The sequence below is a fragment of the Cellulomonas cellasea genome, assembly GCF_006538745.1.
Lineage (GTDB): Bacteria > Actinomycetota > Actinomycetes > Actinomycetales > Cellulomonadaceae > Cellulomonas_A > Cellulomonas_A cellasea.
The window spans coordinates 127481-147906 of the sequence record NZ_BJLR01000033.1 but is presented as its reverse complement, the minus strand read 5'-3'; the positions used below and the strand labels follow the sequence as shown (position 1 = coordinate 147906).

Here is a 20426-nt window from a genome sequence, read left to right as displayed (position 1 = left end):
GCGTGGGGCCCGTGCGGCGTCGCGAAGGGGCGGCGGGGGAGCGCACCGCGCGCGAAGTGCCGGGTTCTCTATCACACTGGGGGCCGTGCTCCGGCCACTGAGCAGGGCGAACACCGCGGGCCGGTGCGGGGTCGCGGGTGTCTCACGCGCGCGTCCGGAACGTTTCTCCCATGTTTCCGCGGCGTTGGTCTCGTATAGTGGACACTACCGGCCAGTATCAATCGGGTAACGATCGGGGGTCCGGGGCAACGGCGCCCCGTTTGTCGTGAGTCGCTTGGTTAGCGTGACCACATCCCACGGCAGCACGACCCGCGGGCGGGACGGCACCAGCCGGAACGACGGCGCCCCCTCACCCGCCCCGCAGGAGTGCGCCACCTTTTCAGGAGGAACAGTGAAGATCAGGCGAATGAGCGCCGTGGTCGCGGTCGCGGCCACCGGAGCGCTCGTGCTCGGCGCGTGCGCCGGCCCGGAAGCCAGCGAGATCGTCGAGGACACCTCGGTCAACGTCGGCTGGAACGAGCCCTTCCGCTCGCAGAACAACCTCACGGCGAACGGCAACGCGACGGCGAACGCCAACGTGATCTACCTGACGAGCTCGTACTTCAACTACTACGACGAGGACCTGAACCTCGCGAAGAACGAAGAGGTCGGCACGTACGAGGTCGTCTCCGAGGACCCGTTCACCGTCAAGTACACCGTCGCCGAGGGCGTGACCTGGTCGGACGGCGTCGCGGTCGACGCCGCTGACCTGCTCATGTACTGGGGCGCGCAGAACGACACCTTCGACACCGTCGGTGGCGACGCGGTCGAGACCGCCGAGGACGGCACCGTCGACGCCGGCGGCGAGGTCTACTTCGACAGCTCGTCGCCCGCGATGAACCTGGTCAAGGAGACCCCGGAGATCGGCGACGACGGTCGCTCGCTCACGCTCGTCTACTCCGAGCCGCGCTCCGACTGGGAGGTCTCGTTCAACATCCCGCCCGTCGCCGCGCACGCCCTCGGGGGCATCGCGCTCGGCATCGAGGACGCCGAGGAGGCCAAGCAGGCCGTCATCGACGCGTTCACGGACAACGACAAGGAAGCCCTCGCTCCCATGTCGGAGACGTGGAACAACGGCTTCAACTACTCCTCGATGCCCGAGGACGAGCGCATGTACCTCTCGTCCGGCGCCTACGTCCTCACGGACTTCGTCGAGAACCAGTACCTCACGGTCACGGCGCGCGACGACTACGAGTGGGGCCCCAAGCCCAAGGTCCAGAGCATCACGCTCCGCTACACCGAGGACCCGCTGGCGTCGGTCACCGCTCTCCAGAACGGCGAGGTCGACCTCATCGCGCCGCAGTCCTCGGTCGACGTCCTCGCGACGCTCGACACGATCGAGGGCGTGACCTACACGACGGGTGCCGAGGGCACGTACGAGCACGTGGACCTCACGTTCAACAACGGCGGCCCGTTCGACCCGGCGACCTACGGCGGCGACGCCGAGAAGGCCCGCAAGGTCCGCGAGGCGTTCCTCAAGACGATCCCGCGCCAGGAGATCATCGAGAAGCTCATCAAGCCGCTGCAGGAGGACGCCGTCACGCGTGACTCCTTCACCGTCGTCCCGGGCTCGCCCTCGTACGACCAGGTCGTCGAGGGCAACGGCTCCGAGGCGTGGGCCGAGGTCGACATCCCGGGCGCCCAGGCGCTGCTCGCCGAGGCCGGCGTCACGACCCCCGTGGACGTGCGCTTCCTCTACGGCAAGTCGAACGTCCGTCGCGCCAACGAGTTCGAGCTCATCCGCGCCTCGGCGACGCAGGCCGGCTTCAACGTGATCGACAACGGCAACGACAAGTGGGGCTCGGAGCTCGGCGCCGGCACGTACGACGCGGCGCTTTTCGGCTGGCAGTCGACCAACACGTTCGCCCTGAACTCCGAGGCGAACTACATCACAGGCGGCCTGAACAACTACGGCGGCTACTCGAACGAGAAGGTCGACGCCTGGTACAAGGAGATGTCGACGAACACGGACCCGGAGAAGGAGACGGAGCTGACGACGAACATCGAGAAGCAGCTCAACGCCGACGCGTTCGGCGTCAACATCTTCCAGTTCCCGGGTGTCGTCGCGAAGCGTGACGTCCTGCAGGGCGTCTCGACGATCGCGCTGTCGCCGACCATCTTCTGGAACTACTGGGACTGGGAGATCAGCGCGGAGGACACCCTCGAGGGCCCGTCCTCCGAGGAGCCGGAGCCTGAGGAGTCCGCCACGAGCTGACCCCGTGTCTCGCTCGTAGCACCGCACGGACGTTCGGGGGTACCGCGGCTCAGCGGCCGCGGTACCCCCGATGTCATGCTCGGAATCCCTCGCGCGTAGAATCGCGCGATCAGACCACCTCTGCGAAGGTCACCCACCCCATGGCCACTCACGTGACGACCCGGGCCGAGGTCCAGTCGGCGACAACGCCGCCCACCTCCGCCCCTGGGCTCTCCCAGCGCCTGCGGTCCGCCGCACCGATGCTGTCCTTCATCGCACGGCGTCTGCTGTCCTCGGCTGTCGTGCTCATCGGCGCGACGTTCATCGTCTACATGCTGCTCCAGCTCTCGCTGGATCCCCTCGAGGACCTGAAGACCAGCACCGCGCCCAACAAGGAAGCGCTCATCGAGGCGCGGACCCGGCTGCTCGACCTCGACACCCCGTGGCCGCTGCGCTACCTCGGCTGGCTCGGCGGCGCAGCCGGCTGTGTCGTGGGCCAGTGCGACCTCGGTGCCAGCTGGGTCACGAACCAGTCGGTCCTCGCGCTGCTCAGCACCGCGATCCCGTCGACGATGAAGCTCATCACCGCGTCGACGCTCCTCGCGATCGTGCTCGGCATCGCGGTCGGCATCGCCTCCGCGCTGCGGCAGTACACGGGCTTCGACTACGGCGTCACGTTCCTGTCCTTCGTCCTGTACTCGCTCCCGTCGTTCTGGGTCGCGGTGCTGCTCAAGCAGTGGGGCGCGATCGGCTTCAACGACTTCCTCCGGGACCCCACGTACAGCCCCGTCGCGACGATCGGCCTCGCGGTGCTCGCCGGGCTGATCTGGATGGCGCTCGTCGGCGGTGACCGCAGGCGGCGCGCGATCACGTTCGTCGTGGCGACCGCCGCGACCGGCGCGCTGCTCGCCTACCTCTCGCTCACCCAGTGGTTCCTCGCCCCGAGCCTCGGCATCGTGGGCGTCGCCGTGACGGGTGCCGCGATCGCGTTCGCCGTCAGCACGCTCGCGTCGAGCCCGGGCAACCGCCGTGCGCTCTACGCGTCGCTCACGACCGCGGCCGTCGGGGTCGCGCTGTACTACCCGCTGCAGTACGCGTTCGTGAACGCGACCGCGCTGCTCGTCGCCGGGCTCGCGCTGGTCGCCGTCGGCGTCGGCCTGCTCGTCGGCTACCTCTTCGGCGGCGCCGACCGCGCGCAGTCGATGCGGTCCGCGGCGATCGTCGGGCTCGGGGTGGGCCTGCTGATCTTCGTCGACCGCGTGATGCGCGTCTGGCCCGCCTACAGCAACGCGAGCCGCATCAACGGCCGCCCGATCGCCACGATCGGCTCCCAGACGCCGAACCTGCAGGGCGACTTCTGGGTCGGTTCGCTCGACACGTTCACGCACCTGCTGCTGCCGACGATCGCGCTGATCCTCATCTCGTTCGCGTCGTACACGCGCTACTCCCGCGCGAGCCTGCTCGAGGTCATGAACCAGGACTACATCCGCACGGCGCGGGCGAAGGGGCTCTCGGAGCGCACGGTGACGATGCGGCACGCGTTCCGCAACGCCCTCATCCCGCTCGCGACGATCGTGCCGCTCGACATCGCGGCGCTGTTCGGCGGCGCGATCATCACCGAGCGCATCTTCGCCTGGAGCGGCATGGGCACGCTCTTCCTCACCGGGCTGCACAACCGTGACGCCGACCCGATCATGGGCTACTTCATCGTCGTCGGGACGATGCTCGTGCTCGCCAACATCGTGGTCGTCTTCGTCTACGCCGCCCTCGACCCCAGGATCCGGGTGAACGCATGACCGTCCCCACGACCCTCGTCCCCGAGGACCCCCAGCACTCCACGCTCGAGCAGAGCGAGAACGCGATCGAGCTCAAGGAGGTCGAGGGCCTCTCGCAGGGCCGCATCGTCCTGCGGCGGTTCGTGCGCCACCGCGGCGCGATGGTCGCCGCGATCGTGCTGACACTGATCATCCTGCTGGCCACGACGTCGATCGGCTGGGGACCCATCCCCGGCTGGTGGCCGCACACGCCCCAGGCGCTCAACGACGTGGTCAACGCCGGCGGCAAGCCCACGATGGGCTTCGACGGCGGCTTCCAGGTCGGGCCGCACCCCTTCGGCCAGGACAACATCGGCCGCGACGGCTTCGCGCGGGTCATGCGCGGGACGCAGCAGTCGCTCCTGATCATGGCGATCATCGGCCTGCTCGCGACGACGATCGGCATCGTCGTCGGGGCGCTCGCCGGCTTCCTGCGCGGGTGGATCGACAACCTGCTCATGCGCTTCACGGACATGGTCATCACGATCCCCGTGATCATGGTCGGCGCGATCCTCGGCGCCCGGTTCGGCAAGGCCGGCCCGGTGCTCCTCGGCACGATGCTCGCGCTCGTCACGTGGACGACGATGGCCCGCCTCGTGCGCGGCGAGTTCATGTCGCTCCGCGAGCGGGAGTTCGTCGACGCCGCGCGCGTCGCCGGGGCGAGCAACTCGCGCATCATGTTCAAGCACATGCTGCCGAACGCGATGGGCGTGATCATCGTGAACGCGACGCTGCTCATGGCGTCCGCGATCCTGCTCGAGACGGCGCTGAGCTACCTCGGCTTCGGGATCACGGCGCCCGACGTGTCGCTCGGCCAGCTCATCAACGAGTACCAGTCGGCGTTCGCCACGCGCCCCTGGCTCTTCTGGTGGCCCGGTCTGTTCATCGTGTCGATCGCGCTGTGCGTGAACTTCATCGGGGACGGCCTGCGCGACGCGTTCGACCCGCGCCAGCGGCGGATCCCGAGCAAGCGCAAGATGGCGAAGGCCTGACGAGCGTGTCAGAGGACGACCGCCGCGGTCGTGAGCACCGCGAGGACCGCGGTGCTCACGACCGGGGCGACGTTCCAGCGCGTCACCGGCTTCTCGCGCTCGAGCCGGGGGTCGTCGAGGTGGCCCGCGTCGCGCAGCTCCTCCCAGCGGTGCCGCACGAGCGCGGCGACGTCGCCGGACGGCGTCCCGGGCAGGTCGCCGGGGCGGACGCCGCCGAGCCCGTACGTCGACTCGGGCAGGTGCCGGCCGAGCCGCTCGCGGTCCGCCCGGGCCGCGAGGCTGCGGCTCGGCGCCGGAGCGGCCCAGGCCGCGTACACGCCGTACGCGGTCACGAGGGTCAGGGCGTACTTCGTGTCGATGCGCTGGACGGACGGCCACGGCAGCTCGATCGTGCGCAGGACGTTCTCGAGCCGCACCCCGCCGGCGTGCACCACGACGGCGGGGCGGCCGAACAGCGCCCACACGAGCACCGACGCGAGCGCCAGGCCGGGCGCGAGCCGCACCGCAGCACCCGGGTCGTCGACGAGCGTGGTGACCAGCGCGATCGCGCACACCACGACCGTCCCGACCGTCATCACCTGTCCGAACCTCGGACGGAACACCACGTCACCGGCTGCACCCATGCGGCCATGCTCGCACGCGCCGACGGTGCGGCCGCCCGGACCGGGACCCGGTCCGACGCCCGTCCGATCGCTCTGAGAAAGGGTCCGACCCCCCGTGACTACTGACACCCAGGCGCCCGCCCGGACACCGATCCTCGAGGTCGACAACCTCGGCGTGGACTTCTTCGTCGAGGGGGAGTGGTTCCCCGCCGCGATCGACGTCACTTACCAGGTCCGCTCGGGTGAGGTGCTCGCGATCGTCGGCGAGTCCGGCTCGGGCAAGACGCAGTCGTCGATGTCGCTCATCGGGCTGCTCCCGCAGAACGGGCGCGCGACCGGCAGCGCGCGGCTCGCGGGCCGCGAGCTCATCGGGCTCAACCACAAGCAGCTCTCGAAGGTCCGCGGCAAGGACGTCGCGGTGATCTTCCAGGAGCCGATGACGGCCCTCAACCCCGTGTACACGGTCGGCTTCCAGATCGTCGAGACGCTCCGGGTGCACTTCGAGATCGGCCCGAAGGCGGCGCGCGAGCGTGTCGTCGAGCTGCTCCGCCTCGTCGACCTCCCCAACCCGGAGCAGGCCGTCGACAAGTACCCCCACCAGCTCTCGGGCGGCCAGCGGCAGCGCGCGATGATCGCGCAGGCCCTCGCGTGCGACCCGAAGATGCTCATCGCCGACGAGCCCACGACCGCGCTCGACGTCACCGTGCAGGCCGAGATCCTCAAGCTCCTGCGCGACCTGCGCACGCGCATCGACTCCGGGATCATCCTCATCACGCACGACATGGGCGTCGTCGCCGACCTCGCCGACCGCGTGCTCGTGATGAAGAGCGGCCGGGTCGTCGAGGCGGGGGACGTCGACGCGATCTTCAACCGTCCGCAGCACCCGTACACCCGCCAGCTCCTCGAGGCGGTCCCGCACCTCGGCGCGGCGACGTTCGGGCAGGCCGGGGTCGTCGTCGGGTCGGCGCCCGAGGGCGCTGCGACGTCCGCGACCACCGCGGTCCCGCTGACGAAGCCGGCCGGGACCCGGGCGGACGGGTCGGTCGACAACGCGTTCGAGGCCAAGGACCTCGTGCTCGAGTACCCGTCGCGCGGGCGGATGCCGGCGTTCCGGGCGATCGACGGCGTCGACCTGACGATCGGCCGCGGCGAGGTCGTGGGCCTCGTCGGGGAGTCCGGCTCGGGCAAGACGACCGTGGGCCGTGCGGCCGTGGGCCTGCTCCCGGTGGCGGGCGGCTCGCTCAAGATCAACGGCGTCGAGCTCGCGGGTATCGGCGCCAAGGCGCTGCGGGAGGTCCGCCAGGACGTCGCGATCGTCTTCCAGGACCCGGGCTCCTCGCTCAACCCGCGACTGCCGATCGGCGAGTCGATCGGCGAGCCGCTCAAGCTGCACAAGGCCGCGGGTGGCTCGGCGCTCAACGCCAAGGTCGAGGAGCTCCTCGACCAGGTGCACCTGCCGCGCGGCATGCGCAACCGCTACCCGCACGAGCTGTCCGGCGGTCAGCGCCAGCGCGTCGGCATCGCCCGGGCGCTCGCGCTGAGCCCGCGCCTGCTCGTCGCGGACGAGCCGACGTCGGCGCTCGACGTCTCGGTGCAGGCCCGCGTGCTCGACCTCTTCCAGGACCTGCAGCGCGAGTACGGGTTCGCGTGCCTGTTCATCAGCCACGACCTCGCGGTCGTGGAGATCCTGGCGAGCCGGATCGCGGTCATGCACAAGGGCCGCCTCGTCGAGGTCGGTCCGCGCGACCAGATCCTGCGCTCGCCCCAGCAGGACTACACGCGCCGGCTGCTCGCGGCCGTCCCCGTGCCGAACCCCGCCGAGCAGCGCGTGCGCCGCGAGACGCGCGACCGGCTGCTCGAGGAGCAGCTGGTGCGGTCCGGTGCGCACGCCCCGGCCGCCGACCGCTCCGACGTGGAGCGCACCGAGAACGGGTTCGCGGCCGACGCGGGCGCGCGCGACGCTGCCCGTCAGGCAGACGCCTGACCCGTGCCGCACGCGTCTGATCCGGCGCGGCTCACCGACGACCTCCGTCCCGTCGGGGACGGGGGTCGTCGTGCGTCCCGGGTTGCGGCGAACGCCCGAGCTCACGGGAGTCCACCGCCTGCCGCGCACCGGTCGTCCCACCGGTGCTCCCGGCCGCGCCGTGCGGCTGCGCGACGGTTCCGGTCGGCCTGCGGCCGTCCTACCGGTAGAATTGATCGGCGCCCCACGACGCGGCGCGCTCCCACCACCCTGAGATGAGTACTCCTATGTCTGTGCCCGCCGGCACCAGCGTGCGCGCCGACCTGCGCAACGTCGCGATCGTCGCCCACGTCGACCACGGGAAGACGACCCTCGTCGACGCGATGCTGTGGCAGTCCGGTTCCTTCGGGGACCACGCCCACGTGGACGAGCGCGCGATGGACTCAGGCGACCTCGAGCGCGAGAAGGGCATCACGATCCTCGCCAAGAACACCGCGATCCGGTACACCGGTCCCGCGGCGGCTGCGGCGGGTGCGCCCGACGGCATCACGATCAACGTCATCGACACCCCGGGCCACGCCGACTTCGGCGGCGAGGTCGAGCGCGGCCTGTCGATGGTCGACGGCGTCGTCCTGCTCGTCGACGCGAGCGAGGGCCCCCTCCCGCAGACCCGCTTCGTGCTCCGCAAGGCGCTCGAGGCGAAGCTCCCCGTGATCCTCCTGGTCAACAAGGTCGACCGCCCCGACTCGCGCATCGAGGAGGTCGTGCACGAGTCGATGGACCTCCTGCTCGGGCTCGCGAGCGACCTGCACGAGGACGTCCCGGACCTCGACCTCGACGCGATCCTCGACGTCCCGGTCGTCTACGCCGCGGCCAAGGCGGGGCGCGCGTCGCGCACGCAGCCCGCCGACGGCAGCCTGCCGGACTCGGAGAACCTCGAGCCGCTGTTCCAGATGATCATCGAGCGGATCCCGGCGCCGACGTACGACGAGACCGCCCCGCTGCAGGCGCACGTCACGAACCTCGACGCGTCGCCGTTCCTCGGCCGCCTCGCGCTCCTGCGCATCTTCAACGGCACGCTGCGCAAGGGGCAGGTCGTCGCGTGGGCCCGCGCCGACGGGACGCTGCAGAACGTGAAGATCACCGAGCTCCTCGAGACCAAGGCGCTCACCCGGGTGCCCACCGAGTCGGCGGGCCCGGGCGACATCGTCGCGGTCGCCGGCATCGAGGACATCACGATCGGCGAGACGCTCACGGACCCGGACGACCCGCGTCCGCTGCCGATGATCACCGTCGACGACCCCGCCATCTCGATGACGATCGGGATCAACACGTCCCCGCTCGCGGGCAAGGGGGGCAAGGGCCACAAGGTCACGGCCCGCCAGGTCAAGGACCGTCTCGACAAGGAGCTCATCGGCAACGTGTCGCTGCGCGTCCTGCCGACCGAGCGTCCCGACGCCTGGGAGGTCCAGGGCCGCGGGGAGCTCGCGCTCGCGATCCTCGTCGAGCAGATGCGCCGCGAGGGCTTCGAGCTCACCGTCGGCAAGCCGCAGGTCGTCACGCGCAAGATCGACGGCAAGGTGCACGAGCCGATGGAGCGCATGACGATCGACGTCCCCGAGGAGTACCTCGGCTCGGTCACGCAGCTCCTCGCGCAGCGCAAGGGCCGCATGGAGACCATGTCGAACCACGGCACCGGCTGGGTCCGCATGGAGTTCATGGTCCCCGCGCGCGGGCTCATCGGGTTCCGCACGCGCTTCCTCACCGACACGCGCGGCACCGGCATCGCGTCGTCCATCGCCGAGGGCTACGAGCCGTGGGTCGGCAACATCGAGACCCGCGTCAACGGCTCGCTCGTCGCCGACCGCGCGGGCGTCGTGACGCCGTTCGCGATGATCAACCTGCAGGAGCGCGGGTCGTTCTTCGTCGACCCCACGCAGGAGGTCTACGAGGGCATGATCGTCGGCGAGAACTCGCGCAACGAGGACATGGACGTCAACATCACCAAGGAGAAGAAGCTCACGAACATGCGCGCTGCGAGCAGCGACACGTTCGAGAACCTCACCCCTCCGCGGCACCTCACGCTCGAGGAGTCGCTCGAGTTCGCCCGCGAGGACGAGTGCTGCGAGGTCACCCCCGAGGTCGTGCGCATCCGCAAGGTGATCCTCGACCAGACCGAGCGCGCCCGCGCCTTCGCGCGCAGCAAGAAGTCCTGACGCGATGAGCGCGCCCGTCCCGGCGCCCCCGGCCCCGGCGACGGGCGGGCTCCTCGCGGTGCACGCGCACCCCGACGACGAGACGCTCGCGACGGGTGCGCTCCTCGCGACGTGGGCCGCCGCGGGCCTGCCCGTGACGGTCGTGACGTGCACGCGCGGTGAGCAGGGCGAGGTCATCGGCGACGGGCTCGCGCACCTCGAGCACGACGGCGCCGCGCTGGCCGCGCACCGGGAGCGCGAGCTCGCGCACGCGCTCGGGGCGCTCGGCGTCCGCGACCACGTGTTCCTCGACCGGGTCGGGGCGCCCGGCGCGCGCTACGCCGACTCGGGCATGGCGTGGGCCGGGACCGCGCAGGCCGGTCGCCTCGACGTGCTGCCCGAGCACGCGTTCGTCGCCGCCGACCTCGACGACGCGGCGGGGCGCCTCGCGACGGTGCTGCGGGTCCGGCGCCCCGACGTCGTCGTGACCTACGAGCCCGGCGGCGGGTACGGGCACCCGGACCACGTACGCGCGCACGACGCGACCCGGCGGGCACTGACCCTCGCCGCCGACCCCGCGTGGGGCCGCGCGTCCGGTGGTCCGGCGCCGCACACGGTCGCCGCGGTGCTGCTGGCCGCGCTCGGCGCCACCGCGCTGCGCTCCGCGTACGCCGAGCTCGCCGAGGCCCCCGCCGTCACGGCGCTGCGCGACGGCCGCGCCGGGCTCACGCTGCCGGACCCCGAGGGTCCGCTGCCGACGGTCGCCGTCCCCGACGGGACCCTCGACGTGCTCGTCGACGTCGCGCCGGTGCTGCCGCGGCTCGTCGCCGCCCTGCGCGCGCACGGGACCCAGGTCCAGGCGGTCACCGCGCTCGAGGTGCCGGACGCCCGCACGGGCCGGCGCCGCGCGTCCGGCGCGACGCTCGTGGGTGCCTACGCACTGAGCAACGGTGTGCTCGCGCCGCTGCTGTCCACCGAGGCGTACCGGTTCGCCGACGAGCGCGCCGAGCGGCCGGACCGGCCCGTGCGCTGGCCGCACGGTGTGCGCCGGGTAGCCTGACGCCGTGCAGCCCCTGACCCGTGGAGCCGTCCTGCGCGCGGCCGCCGCCCTGCTCCTCGGCGGGCTCGTCGCGGCGGTCGGGACCACGATGCACCGCTCCGTCGAGCCGTGGGGCCTCGTCGTGAGCCTCGCGCTCGTGCTCGGCTCGGCCGTCACCGTGCGCGCGTGGTCGGGATTCTCGGCCCTCATCGGCTACGCCGGCGGCCTGTTCCTCGTGGTGCAGCTCCTCTCGCAGCCCGGGCCGGGCGGTGACGTGCTCGTCACCGCGCAGGGTCTGCTCGGCTGGACGTGGGTCATCGGCGCCGCGGTCGCCACCGGCGTCGCCGCGTTCGCGCCGCGGGCCTGGTTCCGCGACGTGCGGCCCTCGTCACCGGCCGCGCCGCCCGCTCCGTGACCGACGGCGGCACGGTCCCCGGCGCCGACGCCGCCGACCCGGACGTCTTCCGCGCCGCAGTCGCGCGGCTGCCGGCCGGGGTCGGGGTCGTCGCGCTGCGGTGGCGGGGCGTCGACCAGGCGATCACCGCGAGCTCGGTCGCCTCGGTGTCGCTCGACCCGCCGCTCGTGCTGTTCTGCGTGCACGTCGACGCCCGCCTGCGCGAGGCCCTCGACGACGTCGAGCTGTGGACCCTGAGCGTCCTCGGCGACCAGCAGGCCCACGTCGCCCACTGGCTCGCGTCGCCCGGGCGCCCGGCGTTCGGGCAGCTCGACCGCGTGCCCCACGTGCGCGCGCCGCGCTCGGGCGCGGCGTGGGTCGAGGGTGCCGCCGCGTGGTTCGAGTGCCGGACGGCCGCCGTGCACCCCGCGGGCGACCACGACGTCGTCGTCGGGACCGTCCTCGAGGCGCGCCAGGGCCACCCGTCGACGGGCGGTCTGGTCCACCTGCGCGGGCGCACGCGCGGCCTCGCCTGAGGCGATGCGGGGGGCTCGCGCCGAAGGCGTGGGTGGATGGTGAATCCGCGGCAAACCCTGCACGAAACGGTTCGACGTGGACCGTAGAATCGAGCCCGACGCGAGCACGCGCCTGGTTTGAGCAGCAGGGGGACGATCCATGGCCAGCAGCACCGAGCGCGACGACTCGGCCGCGACGCCCGAGGCCCCCACGGCGGGGCAGCCGGCGCATCGCCCGACGTCCGCCACGCCCGACGCTGCCCGGACGGGGGAGCCGCCTGCGGGCGACGCGGGTGCGAGCGAGCGTCCCGCGAAGGACGCGGCTGGGTCCACGGGTGAGCGGCCGACCGGTGACGCGGAGGCAGGTGCGGGTGAGCGACGCACCGGCGATGCGGGTGCGGGCTCGGGCTCGGGCTCGGGCTCGGGTGAGCCGCCCGCCCCGACCGGATCCGGCGCGACGACGGCACCCCCGTCGAGCGAGCGGTCCGCGACGTCGGGTCGCGAGAACGCGGCCACCGGGACGTCCACATCCTCCGCCGAGGCGGTCCCGTCCAGCGCGACGGCGGCGACCCGCCCCTCCGCCGACGCGGTCCCGTCCAGCGCGCCCGAGTCCCGTCCCGTCTCCGGCGCTCCGGTGCCCGCCCGCACCCCGTCCGCCGCAGCCGGTGCTCCCGCCGCTGCACCGGCGACCGCACCCGACTCGGTCTCCGCCGCGACGCCCGCGCCGGGATCTGCGGGGTCGACACCGGCACCTGCGACGACGGCCGCGTCGGCGCCCGCGAGCTCCGTCCCGACGGCGTCGTCCGCTGCTGCTCCGGCCGCACCTGCGCGTCCGGCTCCGTCCTCCGTCGCCGCGACGCCCCCCTCGGCTCCGGCGCCCGAGCCCGCGCAGGCCCCGACGCCCGGCGACGCTCCGGCGGCTGCTGCAGCGCGGACGTCCGCCGGGGCGCCCACGCCCGCCGGGACGCCGACGCCGGCCGGCGCGCCGACGTCCCCCGGGGCGCCGACGTCTGCGGCGGCGCCCGCCTCCGCCGCGCCGACGAGGACCGCCGCGCCCGGCGGCCCGTCCACCGGGGACTCCGGCGCAGCGAAGCCGGCGGCAGCGACCGCAACGCCGAGCGCGCCCACCCCGCCCACGACGCGTCCGAGCGCTCCTGCCGACACGGCGCGCGCCGGCACTCCCGCGGGCACCGAGGCGCCGACACCGGCCGCATCGTCGGGTGCCGCGGCGCCGGCGAGCCCGGGGACGTCGTCTCGTCCCGCCGGGCCGTCGAGCGCGGCAGGCTCGTCGAGCCCCGCGCCGTCGAGCCAGGCAGCACCGCCGAGCGCCGCGACACAGTCGAGCCCGGCCACGGCGTCGACCCCGGCAGCATCGTCGAGCCCCGCCACGCCGTCGAGCCCGGCCGCCACCTCCTCCATCCCGTCCGCGGCGTCGACCGCGCCGGCGCGCCCGTCGGCCCCGGCGAGCCCCCTCCCGGAGCGCCGGCCCGCCGCCGCGGAGAGCGCACCCGCCGCACCGGCGCCGCTCCCGGCACGCCCGGCTGCGGCGCGAGCCGGCGAGGGTCCCACCGGCGCGCCCGGTCGCCCCGGCGCGGCGCCCGGGCGCGCGGACGACACGCCGACCCAGATCACGCCGCCCTCCAGTGCGGCCGGCCCGGTCCGCACCCCCGTGCTCGACGCCGTCGCGCGCGCCGGCGAGCCTGCGCCGAGCCGCCCCGGCGCTCCCGAGCGTGCCGGCCAGCGACCGGCCGGAGCCGCGAGCACAGCCGCGACGGAGACGGGCGCGTCGCGCCCCGGTGCTGCGCCCGCGCGTGTTCCCGTCGCCGGCGCCGCAGCGGCAGCCACCGGCGCCGCAGCGGCAGCCAACGGTGCGGCAGCAGCCACCGGCGCCGCAGCGGCAGCCACCGGCGCCGCAGCGGACCGGCCCGAGCCGCTGCGGCCCGCCGCCGCGCGCCCCTCCGCGACGTCCTCCGGGGCGACCTCGTCCGGCACGCCCGCGGGCGCCGCACGGCCGGCAGCCGGACCCACCGCGACGCCGGTCGGCGGCCGACCCGACGTCCGGTCCGCTGCCAGCGGCGACCGCCCGAGCCCGCCGACCACGGCCTACCCCGGCCCGACCGGTGCCCCCGTCGCAGCGCGCCCGGCCGCTCCTAGCCCGGCCGCCGCGTCCCCAGCGGCCGGCGCAGCAGCAGCCCCGGCCGCCGGAACAGCAGCAGCCTCCGTGCCCGCAGCCGCCACGGCTCCGCACGCCGCCACGGCTCCGCACGCCTCCGCGTCCTCCGGGAGCACCGCCACGGCCACCGCCACGGCGCCGCGCGGCGGCGACGCCCCGACAACTGCGTCCCGCCCGTCGGCGACGCCCGGCGCACCCGCGGCAGCCTCGGCGCAGTCCTGCGGTGACGACCCCGAGCACCGCTCGTCGCCGATCGACGAGTTCGACGAGTACGAGCCCCGGCGGCGCTGGCCCAAGGTGCTCCTCGTCGTCGGCGTCGTCGTGCTGCTCCTCGGTGCGGCGTACGTCGGTGCGGCGTACGCGCTGGCCGACCGCGTCCCGCGCGGTGCGACCGTCGCGGGCGTGCAGATCGGCGGCATGCCGGCGGAGCAGGCGCGCACGGAGCTCGAGCGGACCCTCGCGGACACCGCCTCCTCGCCCGTCACGGTCACCGCCGGCGAGGTCGTCGCGACCGTGGACCCCGCCACCGCGGGGCTCGCGTTCGACGCGGCCGCGACGGTCGACCAGCTCACGGGTCTCGACCTGAGCCCTCAGCGCCTGTGGCAGCACCTGGTCGGGGTCGACGAGCACGCCCCGGTCACGGACGTCGACCCCGCCGCGCTCGACGCCGCGGTCGACGACCTGACCGGCACGCTGACGCTCGCGCCGGTCGACGGTGGTGTCGTCTTCGCGGACGGCCAGGCGCACGCGACCGACGCGGCCGACGGCTGGGAGCTCGACGCCGACCACGCCGCCGAGGTGCTGCAGACGCGGTGGCTCACGGACGAGCAGCCGCTCGAGCTGCGCACGGCGCCCGTCGCGCCCGACATCACCCAGGAAGAGACCGACGCGGCGCTGACGTCCGTCGCGCAGCGCGTCGTCTCCGCGCCGGTGACGCTCGAGGTCGGCGGCCAGCGTGTCGAGCTCCCCGTGGACGTGCTCGCCGGTGCGGCGAGCATGGTGCCGGTCGCGTCGGACCTCGAGCTCCAGCTCGACGGCGCGAAGCTCTCCGAGGCGGTCCTCGCGCGGACGACCGACCTGCTGAGCGAGTCGGCGGACGCCCGCTTCGAGTTCCAGGGCGGCGTCCCGGTCATCGTCCCGGGGAAGCCGGGGACGACGCTCGACCCCGCGGCCCTCGGGCAGGCGGTCGCGACCGCGGCGACCGGCGACCAGCGCACGACGGCCGTCGAGCTCGTCGAGACCGACCCGGCGGAGTCGACCGCGAAGCTCGAGGCGCTCGGGATCAAGGAGGTCGTCTCCGAGTTCTCGACGCCGCTGACGAGCGAGCCGCGACGCACCGCGAACATCGCGAACGGCGCCCGGAACATCACCGGGACGCTCGTCGAGCCCGGGGAGACCTTCAGCCTGACGGAGGCCCTGGGCCCGATCACGGCAGCGAACGGGTTCCAGACCGCCGGGGTGATCGTCAACGGGGAGCACGTCGACGGGATGGGCGGCGGGCTGTCGCAGATCTCGACGACGACGTTCAACGCGGCGCACTTCGCAGGCTTCGAGGACGTCGAGCACCGGCCGCACTCGGAGTGGTTCGCGCGCTACCCGGAGGGCCGCGAGGCGACCATCTACACGGGCACGCTCGACATGCGGTGGAAGAACAACACGCCGTACGGGGCGCTCGTGCAGGGGTACGTCGAGGGCGGCCGCGTGCACGTCCGCATCTGGGGGACCAAGTACTGGACGGTCGAGTCGACGACGAGCGGGCGCTCCGGCGTCGTGAGCCCGACGACCACGTACTCGCAGTCGCCGACGTGCGAGCCGCAGTCCGCGGGCAACCCGGGCTTCACGGTGACGACGACGCGCAAGCTGTTCCTCGAGGGGCAGCTCAAGGACACCGAGTCGTTCACGTGGAAGTACAAGCCGCAGAACCGCGTGATCTGCGGGGCCGCGCCGACGGCGTCCGCGGGCTGACCCCCGCGAGCCGGCGCCCGCTGGCTGACCCCGCGAGCCGGTGCACCGCGCCGCGACGCCTCAGCGGGGGCGTCGCGGCGGTGCGGGGGGCACGACCTTGCCGAGCACGATCTCGGTGCCCGGCACGTCGACGGGCCCGCGGCGCGTCGTGACCTGCACGCCGTCGTCGTCGACCCGCGTGACCTCGCCGAGCACGTCGGTGTACAGGTGCTCCTCCTCGGGTCCCAGCCGCCGCCGCACGACGACGCGCGTGCCGACCCTCCAGGAGCGCCACGGGACGCCGGGGGTCTCGCCGCCGCTCACGACAGCGCACCGGGTGATGGACACGACGACACCGACCTGCGCACCTGGTGGATACTAGGTGCCGTACCCGTGCCACGGCCCGCGACCCCACCCCGGTCCCGGTCCGCGAGGCACCCCTGACCGCCCAGCCGGGCCCCGGGAGGACCGACCGTGACGTATGTGATCGCCCAGCCTTGCGTGGACGTCAAGGACAAGGCGTGCATCGAGGAGTGTCCCGTGGACTGCATCTACGAGGGCAAGCGGTCGCTGTACATCCACCCCGACGAGTGCGTCGACTGCGGTGCGTGCGAGCCCGTCTGCCCCGTGGAGGCCATCTACTACGAGGACGACGTCCCGGAGCAGTGGAGCGAGTACTACAAGGCCAACGTCGAGTTCTTCGACGACCTGGGCTCGCCGGGCGGTGCCGCGAAGATGGGGGAGATCCAGAAGGACCACCCGATCATCGCGACGCTCCCGCTCCAGGTGCACGAAGCCTGACCGCGCGCCCGATGGGCCTGCGCACCGGCTCGCTCCCGGACTTCCCCTGGGACAGCCTCGTCCCGTTCGCCGAGAAGGCGCGCGCGCACGACGGCGGCATCGTCGACCTGTCGGTCGGCACCCCGGTCGACCCGACGCCCGCCGTCGTGCGCGACGCGCTGAGCGCCGCGGCCGACTCGCCGGGCTACCCGACGACGCACGGCACGCGCGAGCTGCGCGAGGCCGTCGTGGCGTGGTTCGCGCGCCGGCGGGGCGTGCCCGGGCTCGACCCGGCAGGCGTCCTGCCGACGGTCGGCTCGAAGGAGCTCGTCGCGTGGCTCCCGTCGCTGCTCGGCCTCGGGGAGGGCGACGTCGTCGTCCACCCGGCGACGGCGTACCCGACGTACGACGTCGGTGCGCGGCTCGCGGGCGCGACCCCGGTGCCCTCCGACGACCCGGTGCGTCTGCTCGACCCGGCGACGCCGGGCGCGGACGACGTGCGGCTCGTGTGGCTCAACTCGCCGGGCAACCCGCACGGGGCCGTGCTCTCCGTCGAGGAGCTGCGTGCCGTCGTGCTCGCGGCCCGTGCGGCCGCGGAGCGCACCGGGCGTCCGGTCGTCGTGGCGTCCGACGAGTGCTACGCGGAGATGCCGTGGGAGGAGCCGTGGCTGTCCGGCGGGGTGCCGAGCGTGCTCGACCCCCGGGTCAGCGGCGGCGACGTCACCGGGCTGCTCGCGGTGTACTCGCTGTCGAAGCAGTCGAACCTCGCGGGCTACCGCGCGGCGTTCGTCGCGGGGGACGTGGCGGTCGTCGCGGGGCTGCTCGAGACGCGCAAGCACGCGGGCATGATCGTGCCGGGCCCGGTCCAGGCGGCGACGACCGCGGCGCTGAGCGACGACGCGCACGTCGACGAGCAGCGCGAGCGGTACCGGCGGCGCCGTGAGGTCCTCGCGCCGGCGCTCGGCGGTGCGGGCCTCGAGCTCGACGGGTCGCCCGCGGGGCTGTACCTGTGGGCGAGGCCGGTCGACCGTGCGCAGGGCTGCTGGGACGTCGTGGCCCGGCTCGCGGACCTCGGCGTCCTCGTCGCGCCGGGGGAGTTCTACGGCGCCGCGGCGGCCGGGCACGTGCGCATCGCGCTCACGGCACCCGACGAGCGCATCGCCGAGGCGGCCCGACGGCTCGGCGCGTCGAGCCCCTGACCTGGTCGGAGACCGTACACCTGACCAGCGCCCTGTGACCGTGGTCACACCGCGATACGCAGGTCGTCAAGGATTGGTCATCACGCCTCACCCGCAGGTACCGTCGGGTTGGCCAACGAGGGCCGTCCACCGGCCGGACAGGCCGCGAGCCGCGACACCAGGCACGCACACCGAGCACAGCCCATGAGTCGCAGGGAGGAACACCATGTCCGATGCCGGCATCGCCCCCGTCCAGCTGATCGCGGACGGGGTCACGCGGGAGCTGCCCGTCGTCCCCGCCACCGAGGGCAACAACGGCATCGTCGTCTCGACCCTGCTGCGCGACACCGGGATGGTCACGGTCGACCCGGGCTTCATGAACACCGCGTCGTGCGAGTCGCAGATCACCTACATCGACGGCGACGAGGGGATCCTGCGCTACCGCGGGTACCCGATCGACCAGCTCGCCGAGCACTCGACGTTCCTCGAGGTGGCGTACCTGCTCATCCACGGCGAGCTGCCGACGCGCGAGGAGCACGACGCGTTCGTCGAGCGGGTCAACCGCCACACGCTCGTGCACGAGGACTTCCGCACGTTCATGGGGACGTTCCCGCGCAACGGTCACCCGATGGCGGTCATGTCCTCGGCGATCAACGCGCTGTCGACGTTCTACCCCGAGTCCCTCGACCCGTTCGACCCCGAGACGGTCGAGCTCGCGACGGTCCTGATCCTCGCGAAGACGCGCACGATCACGTCGTACCTGCACCGCACGTCGCGCGGCGAGCCCCTGCTCTACCCGGACTACTCGCGCGGCTACGTCGAGGACTTCCTGCGCATGACGTTCGCGGTCCCGTACATGCAGTACGAGTCCGACCCGATCGTCGTCAACGCGCTCGAGAAGCTGCTCATCCTGCACGCCGACCACGAGCAGAACTGCTCGACGTCGACGGTCCGCATCGTCGGGTCGAGCCACGCGAACCTCTACGCCTCGGTCGCCGCGGGCATCAACGCGCTCTCCGGCCCGCTGCACGGCGGCGCCAACGAGGCCGTGCTCAAGATGCTCGACGAGATCAAGGCGAACGGCGGCGACGCCACGGACTTCATGCGCCGCGTGAAGGACAAGGAGGACGGCGTCCGCCTCATGGGCTTCGGGCACCGGGTCTACAAGAACTACGACCCGCGCGCCGCGATCGTGAAGCAGAGCGCCGACGCGGTGCTCTCGGCGCTCGGCAAGAACGACGAGCTGCTCGACATCGCGATGCGTCTCGAGGAGATCGCGCTCAACGACGAGTACTTCATCTCGCGCAAGCTGTACCCGAACGTCGACTTCTACACGGGCCTGATCTACAAGGCCATGGGCTTCTCGGACTCGATGTTCACGCCGCTGTTCGCGCTCGGCCGGATGCCCGGCTGGATCGCGCAGTGGCGCGAGATGATGAGCGACCCGCAGACGAAGATCGGCCGTCCTCGCCAGATCTACACGGGGGCGACCGAGCGCGACTACCAGGACCTGTCGACGCGCTGACCTCGTACGACCCACGACCCACGGCTCACGGCCGTCGGAGCCGCGTCCTCGGACGGGGCCCGGCGGCCGTCGTGCTGTCCGGCCCCCGACCCGCGGGCGCAGCCCGTCGAGCGACGCGCGCGGCTCCTCGGGACGAACCGCCGCGGACGTCGTTCAGCGACCCCGCCCGCGAGCGCGGCTCAGGGACCCGCGAGCGTGACCCGCACCTCGCCCGCGGGCAGGGCAGCAGCGTCCGCGACGGCCCACTCGCCCGACGCGCGGTCCCACACCTGGTCGAGAGCCCGCACCTGGATGACGGCCTCGGGCCGCGCGACGGCGACCGCCCACTGCGCGAGGGCCCAGCCGGCGCGCACGTCCTCCTCGGGCGTGCCCGCGCCGACCGGCCGGGCGTCGATCACGAGCTCGCCCGGCGCGTCGGGCGCGGGGGCGACGGCGAGACCGCCGTGGTCGCGCGCGACGTGCTGCGCGAACGCCTCGGGCGAGCCGGCGCCGTCCGGGTCGCGCAGCGTGCACGTGAGCGTCGCGGGGGACCAGCCGGCGAGCGCCGAGGCCCACGCGCGGGCGCGCGCCTCGTGCTGGGCGTAGGCGTCCGGGTACCCCGAGCGCTGGACGGCCTGCGCCGCCTCGGTGACGGGGAGCGTGTCGTACCCGGGCACCTGCACGAGGCCGTCGTAGAACCGCCCGGTCGCGTGGACGGGGTCCATGATCTCCTCGGGCGTGCCCCAGCCCTGCGACGGCCGCTGCTGGAACAGGCCGAGGGAGTCGCGGTCGCCGTAGGTGATGTTGCTGAGCTTCGACTCCTGCAGGGCCGTCGCGATCGCGATCGTCGCCGCACGCGCCGGGAGCCCGCGGTCGAGGCCCTGGGCCGTGAGGAGGGCCGCGTTGTCGGCCTGCTCCGGGGAGAGGTACCAGGCCGTGCCGTCGAGCGCCGCGGCGCAGCGCTCGGCGACCGGCTGCGGGCTGTCACCGAGGTTCAGGACCGCCACGACGCCCGTGACCGCGAGCCCGAGGCCGACGACGACCGCCCCCACGGCGCACCCCGCACGCGAGGCGCGCGACCGTCGCCCGCGACGAGCCAC

The 20426-nt window shown here is 73.5% G+C and carries 15 protein-coding genes; 12 read left to right on the top strand and 3 right to left on the bottom strand.

Annotated features, from left to right (window positions below; all coding sequences use genetic code 11):
- The first annotated feature begins 406 nt into the window (after positions 1-406).
- The 3 genes from CCE01nite_RS17715 (at position 407) to CCE01nite_RS17705 (ending at position 5039) form a co-directional block, all read left to right on the top strand.
- Positions 407-2254, top strand: a complete 1848-nt coding sequence (locus CCE01nite_RS17715; RefSeq protein WP_246056682.1) for an ABC transporter family substrate-binding protein — start codon at positions 407-409, stop codon at positions 2252-2254.
- Between the two features lie 140 nt (positions 2255-2394).
- Complete coding sequence (locus tag CCE01nite_RS17710; protein WP_371861059.1) at positions 2395-4029, top strand: ABC transporter permease; 1635 nt, start codon at positions 2395-2397, stop codon at positions 4027-4029.
- Complete coding sequence (locus CCE01nite_RS17705; protein WP_034631906.1) at positions 4026-5039, top strand: ABC transporter permease; 1014 nt, start codon at positions 4026-4028, stop codon at positions 5037-5039. The genes CCE01nite_RS17710 and CCE01nite_RS17705 overlap by 4 nt, the downstream gene beginning before the upstream one ends.
- Positions 5040-5047: 8 nt before the next feature.
- Here CCE01nite_RS17705 and CCE01nite_RS17700 read toward each other — a convergent pair whose 3' ends face one another.
- The gene (locus tag CCE01nite_RS17700; RefSeq protein WP_034631885.1) at positions 5048-5662 is read right to left on the bottom strand and encodes a PH domain-containing protein; all 615 of its coding nucleotides are present in this window, start codon (positions 5660-5662) and stop codon (positions 5048-5050) included.
- Positions 5663-5756: 94 nt separating this feature from the next.
- Here CCE01nite_RS17700 and CCE01nite_RS17695 point away from each other — a divergent pair, with 94 nt between their 5' ends.
- The 6 genes from CCE01nite_RS17695 (at position 5757) to CCE01nite_RS17670 (ending at position 15885) form a co-directional block, all read left to right on the top strand.
- Positions 5757-7625 carry an ABC transporter ATP-binding protein gene (locus CCE01nite_RS17695; RefSeq protein WP_052104262.1) on the top strand — a complete coding sequence of 623 codons (1869 nt, stop codon included), beginning with the start codon at positions 5757-5759 and terminating at the stop codon, positions 7623-7625.
- 266 nt (positions 7626-7891) lie between these two features.
- Entirely contained in the window at positions 7892-9820 is a 1929-nt protein-coding gene (typA, locus tag CCE01nite_RS17690; RefSeq protein WP_034631882.1) for a translational GTPase TypA, read from the top strand.
- A gap of 4 nt (positions 9821-9824) precedes the next feature.
- Entirely contained in the window at positions 9825-10859 is a 1035-nt protein-coding gene (locus tag CCE01nite_RS17685; RefSeq protein WP_052104261.1) for a PIG-L family deacetylase, read from the top strand.
- Between the two features lie 4 nt (positions 10860-10863).
- A complete protein-coding gene (locus CCE01nite_RS17680; RefSeq protein WP_052104260.1) occupies positions 10864-11253 on the top strand; it encodes a hypothetical protein in 390 nt (129 codons plus the stop codon).
- The gene (locus tag CCE01nite_RS17675; protein WP_034631880.1) at positions 11250-11768 is read left to right on the top strand and encodes a flavin reductase family protein; all 519 of its coding nucleotides are present in this window, start codon (positions 11250-11252) and stop codon (positions 11766-11768) included. Before CCE01nite_RS17680 ends, CCE01nite_RS17675 begins: the two co-directional genes overlap by 4 nt.
- Before the next feature lie 2200 nt (positions 11769-13968).
- Positions 13969-15885, top strand: a complete 1917-nt coding sequence (locus CCE01nite_RS17670) for a VanW family protein (RefSeq protein ID WP_052104332.1) — start codon at positions 13969-13971, stop codon at positions 15883-15885.
- Positions 15886-15945: 60 nt separating this feature from the next.
- Here the strand turns inward: CCE01nite_RS17670 and CCE01nite_RS17665 are convergent, their stop codons facing one another.
- Entirely contained in the window at positions 15946-16212 is a 267-nt protein-coding gene (locus CCE01nite_RS17665; protein ID WP_246056680.1) for a putative acetyltransferase, read from the bottom strand.
- A 126-nt stretch (positions 16213-16338) separates the two neighbouring features.
- Here CCE01nite_RS17665 and fdxA point away from each other — a divergent pair, with 126 nt between their 5' ends.
- From fdxA to CCE01nite_RS17650, 3 genes are all read left to right on the top strand, one after another.
- Entirely contained in the window at positions 16339-16665 is a 327-nt protein-coding gene (gene fdxA, locus CCE01nite_RS17660; RefSeq protein WP_034633125.1) for a ferredoxin, read from the top strand.
- Between the two features lie 11 nt (positions 16666-16676).
- Complete coding sequence (gene dapC / locus CCE01nite_RS17655) at positions 16677-17843, top strand: succinyldiaminopimelate transaminase (RefSeq protein ID WP_034633118.1); 1167 nt, start codon at positions 16677-16679, stop codon at positions 17841-17843.
- Between the two features lie 205 nt (positions 17844-18048).
- Positions 18049-19347, top strand: a complete 1299-nt coding sequence (locus tag CCE01nite_RS17650) for a citrate synthase (protein ID WP_034633112.1) — start codon at positions 18049-18051, stop codon at positions 19345-19347.
- Positions 19348-19526: 179 nt separating this feature from the next.
- Here the strand turns inward: CCE01nite_RS17650 and CCE01nite_RS17645 are convergent, their stop codons facing one another.
- Entirely contained in the window at positions 19527-20426 is a 900-nt protein-coding gene (locus tag CCE01nite_RS17645; protein WP_034633110.1) for a hypothetical protein, read from the bottom strand.

Coding starts and splice junctions, on each gene's coding strand:
- CCE01nite_RS17650 (WP_034633112.1), top strand. CDS start 18,049: ATGTCCGATGCCGGCATCGCCCCCGTCCAGCTGATCGCGGACGGGGTC.
- CCE01nite_RS17705 (WP_034631906.1), top strand. CDS start 4,026: ATGACCGTCCCCACGACCCTCGTCCCCGAGGACCCCCAGCACTCCACG.
- CCE01nite_RS17685 (WP_052104261.1), top strand. CDS start 9,825: ATGAGCGCGCCCGTCCCGGCGCCCCCGGCCCCGGCGACGGGCGGGCTC.
- typA (WP_034631882.1), top strand. CDS start 7,892: ATGTCTGTGCCCGCCGGCACCAGCGTGCGCGCCGACCTGCGCAACGTC.
- CCE01nite_RS17715 (WP_246056682.1), top strand. CDS start 407: ATGAGCGCCGTGGTCGCGGTCGCGGCCACCGGAGCGCTCGTGCTCGGC.
- CCE01nite_RS17710 (WP_371861059.1), top strand. CDS start 2,395: ATGGCCACTCACGTGACGACCCGGGCCGAGGTCCAGTCGGCGACAACG.
- CCE01nite_RS17700 (WP_034631885.1), bottom strand. CDS start 5,662: ATGGGTGCAGCCGGTGACGTGGTGTTCCGTCCGAGGTTCGGACAGGTG.
- dapC (WP_034633118.1), top strand. CDS start 16,677: ATGGGCCTGCGCACCGGCTCGCTCCCGGACTTCCCCTGGGACAGCCTC.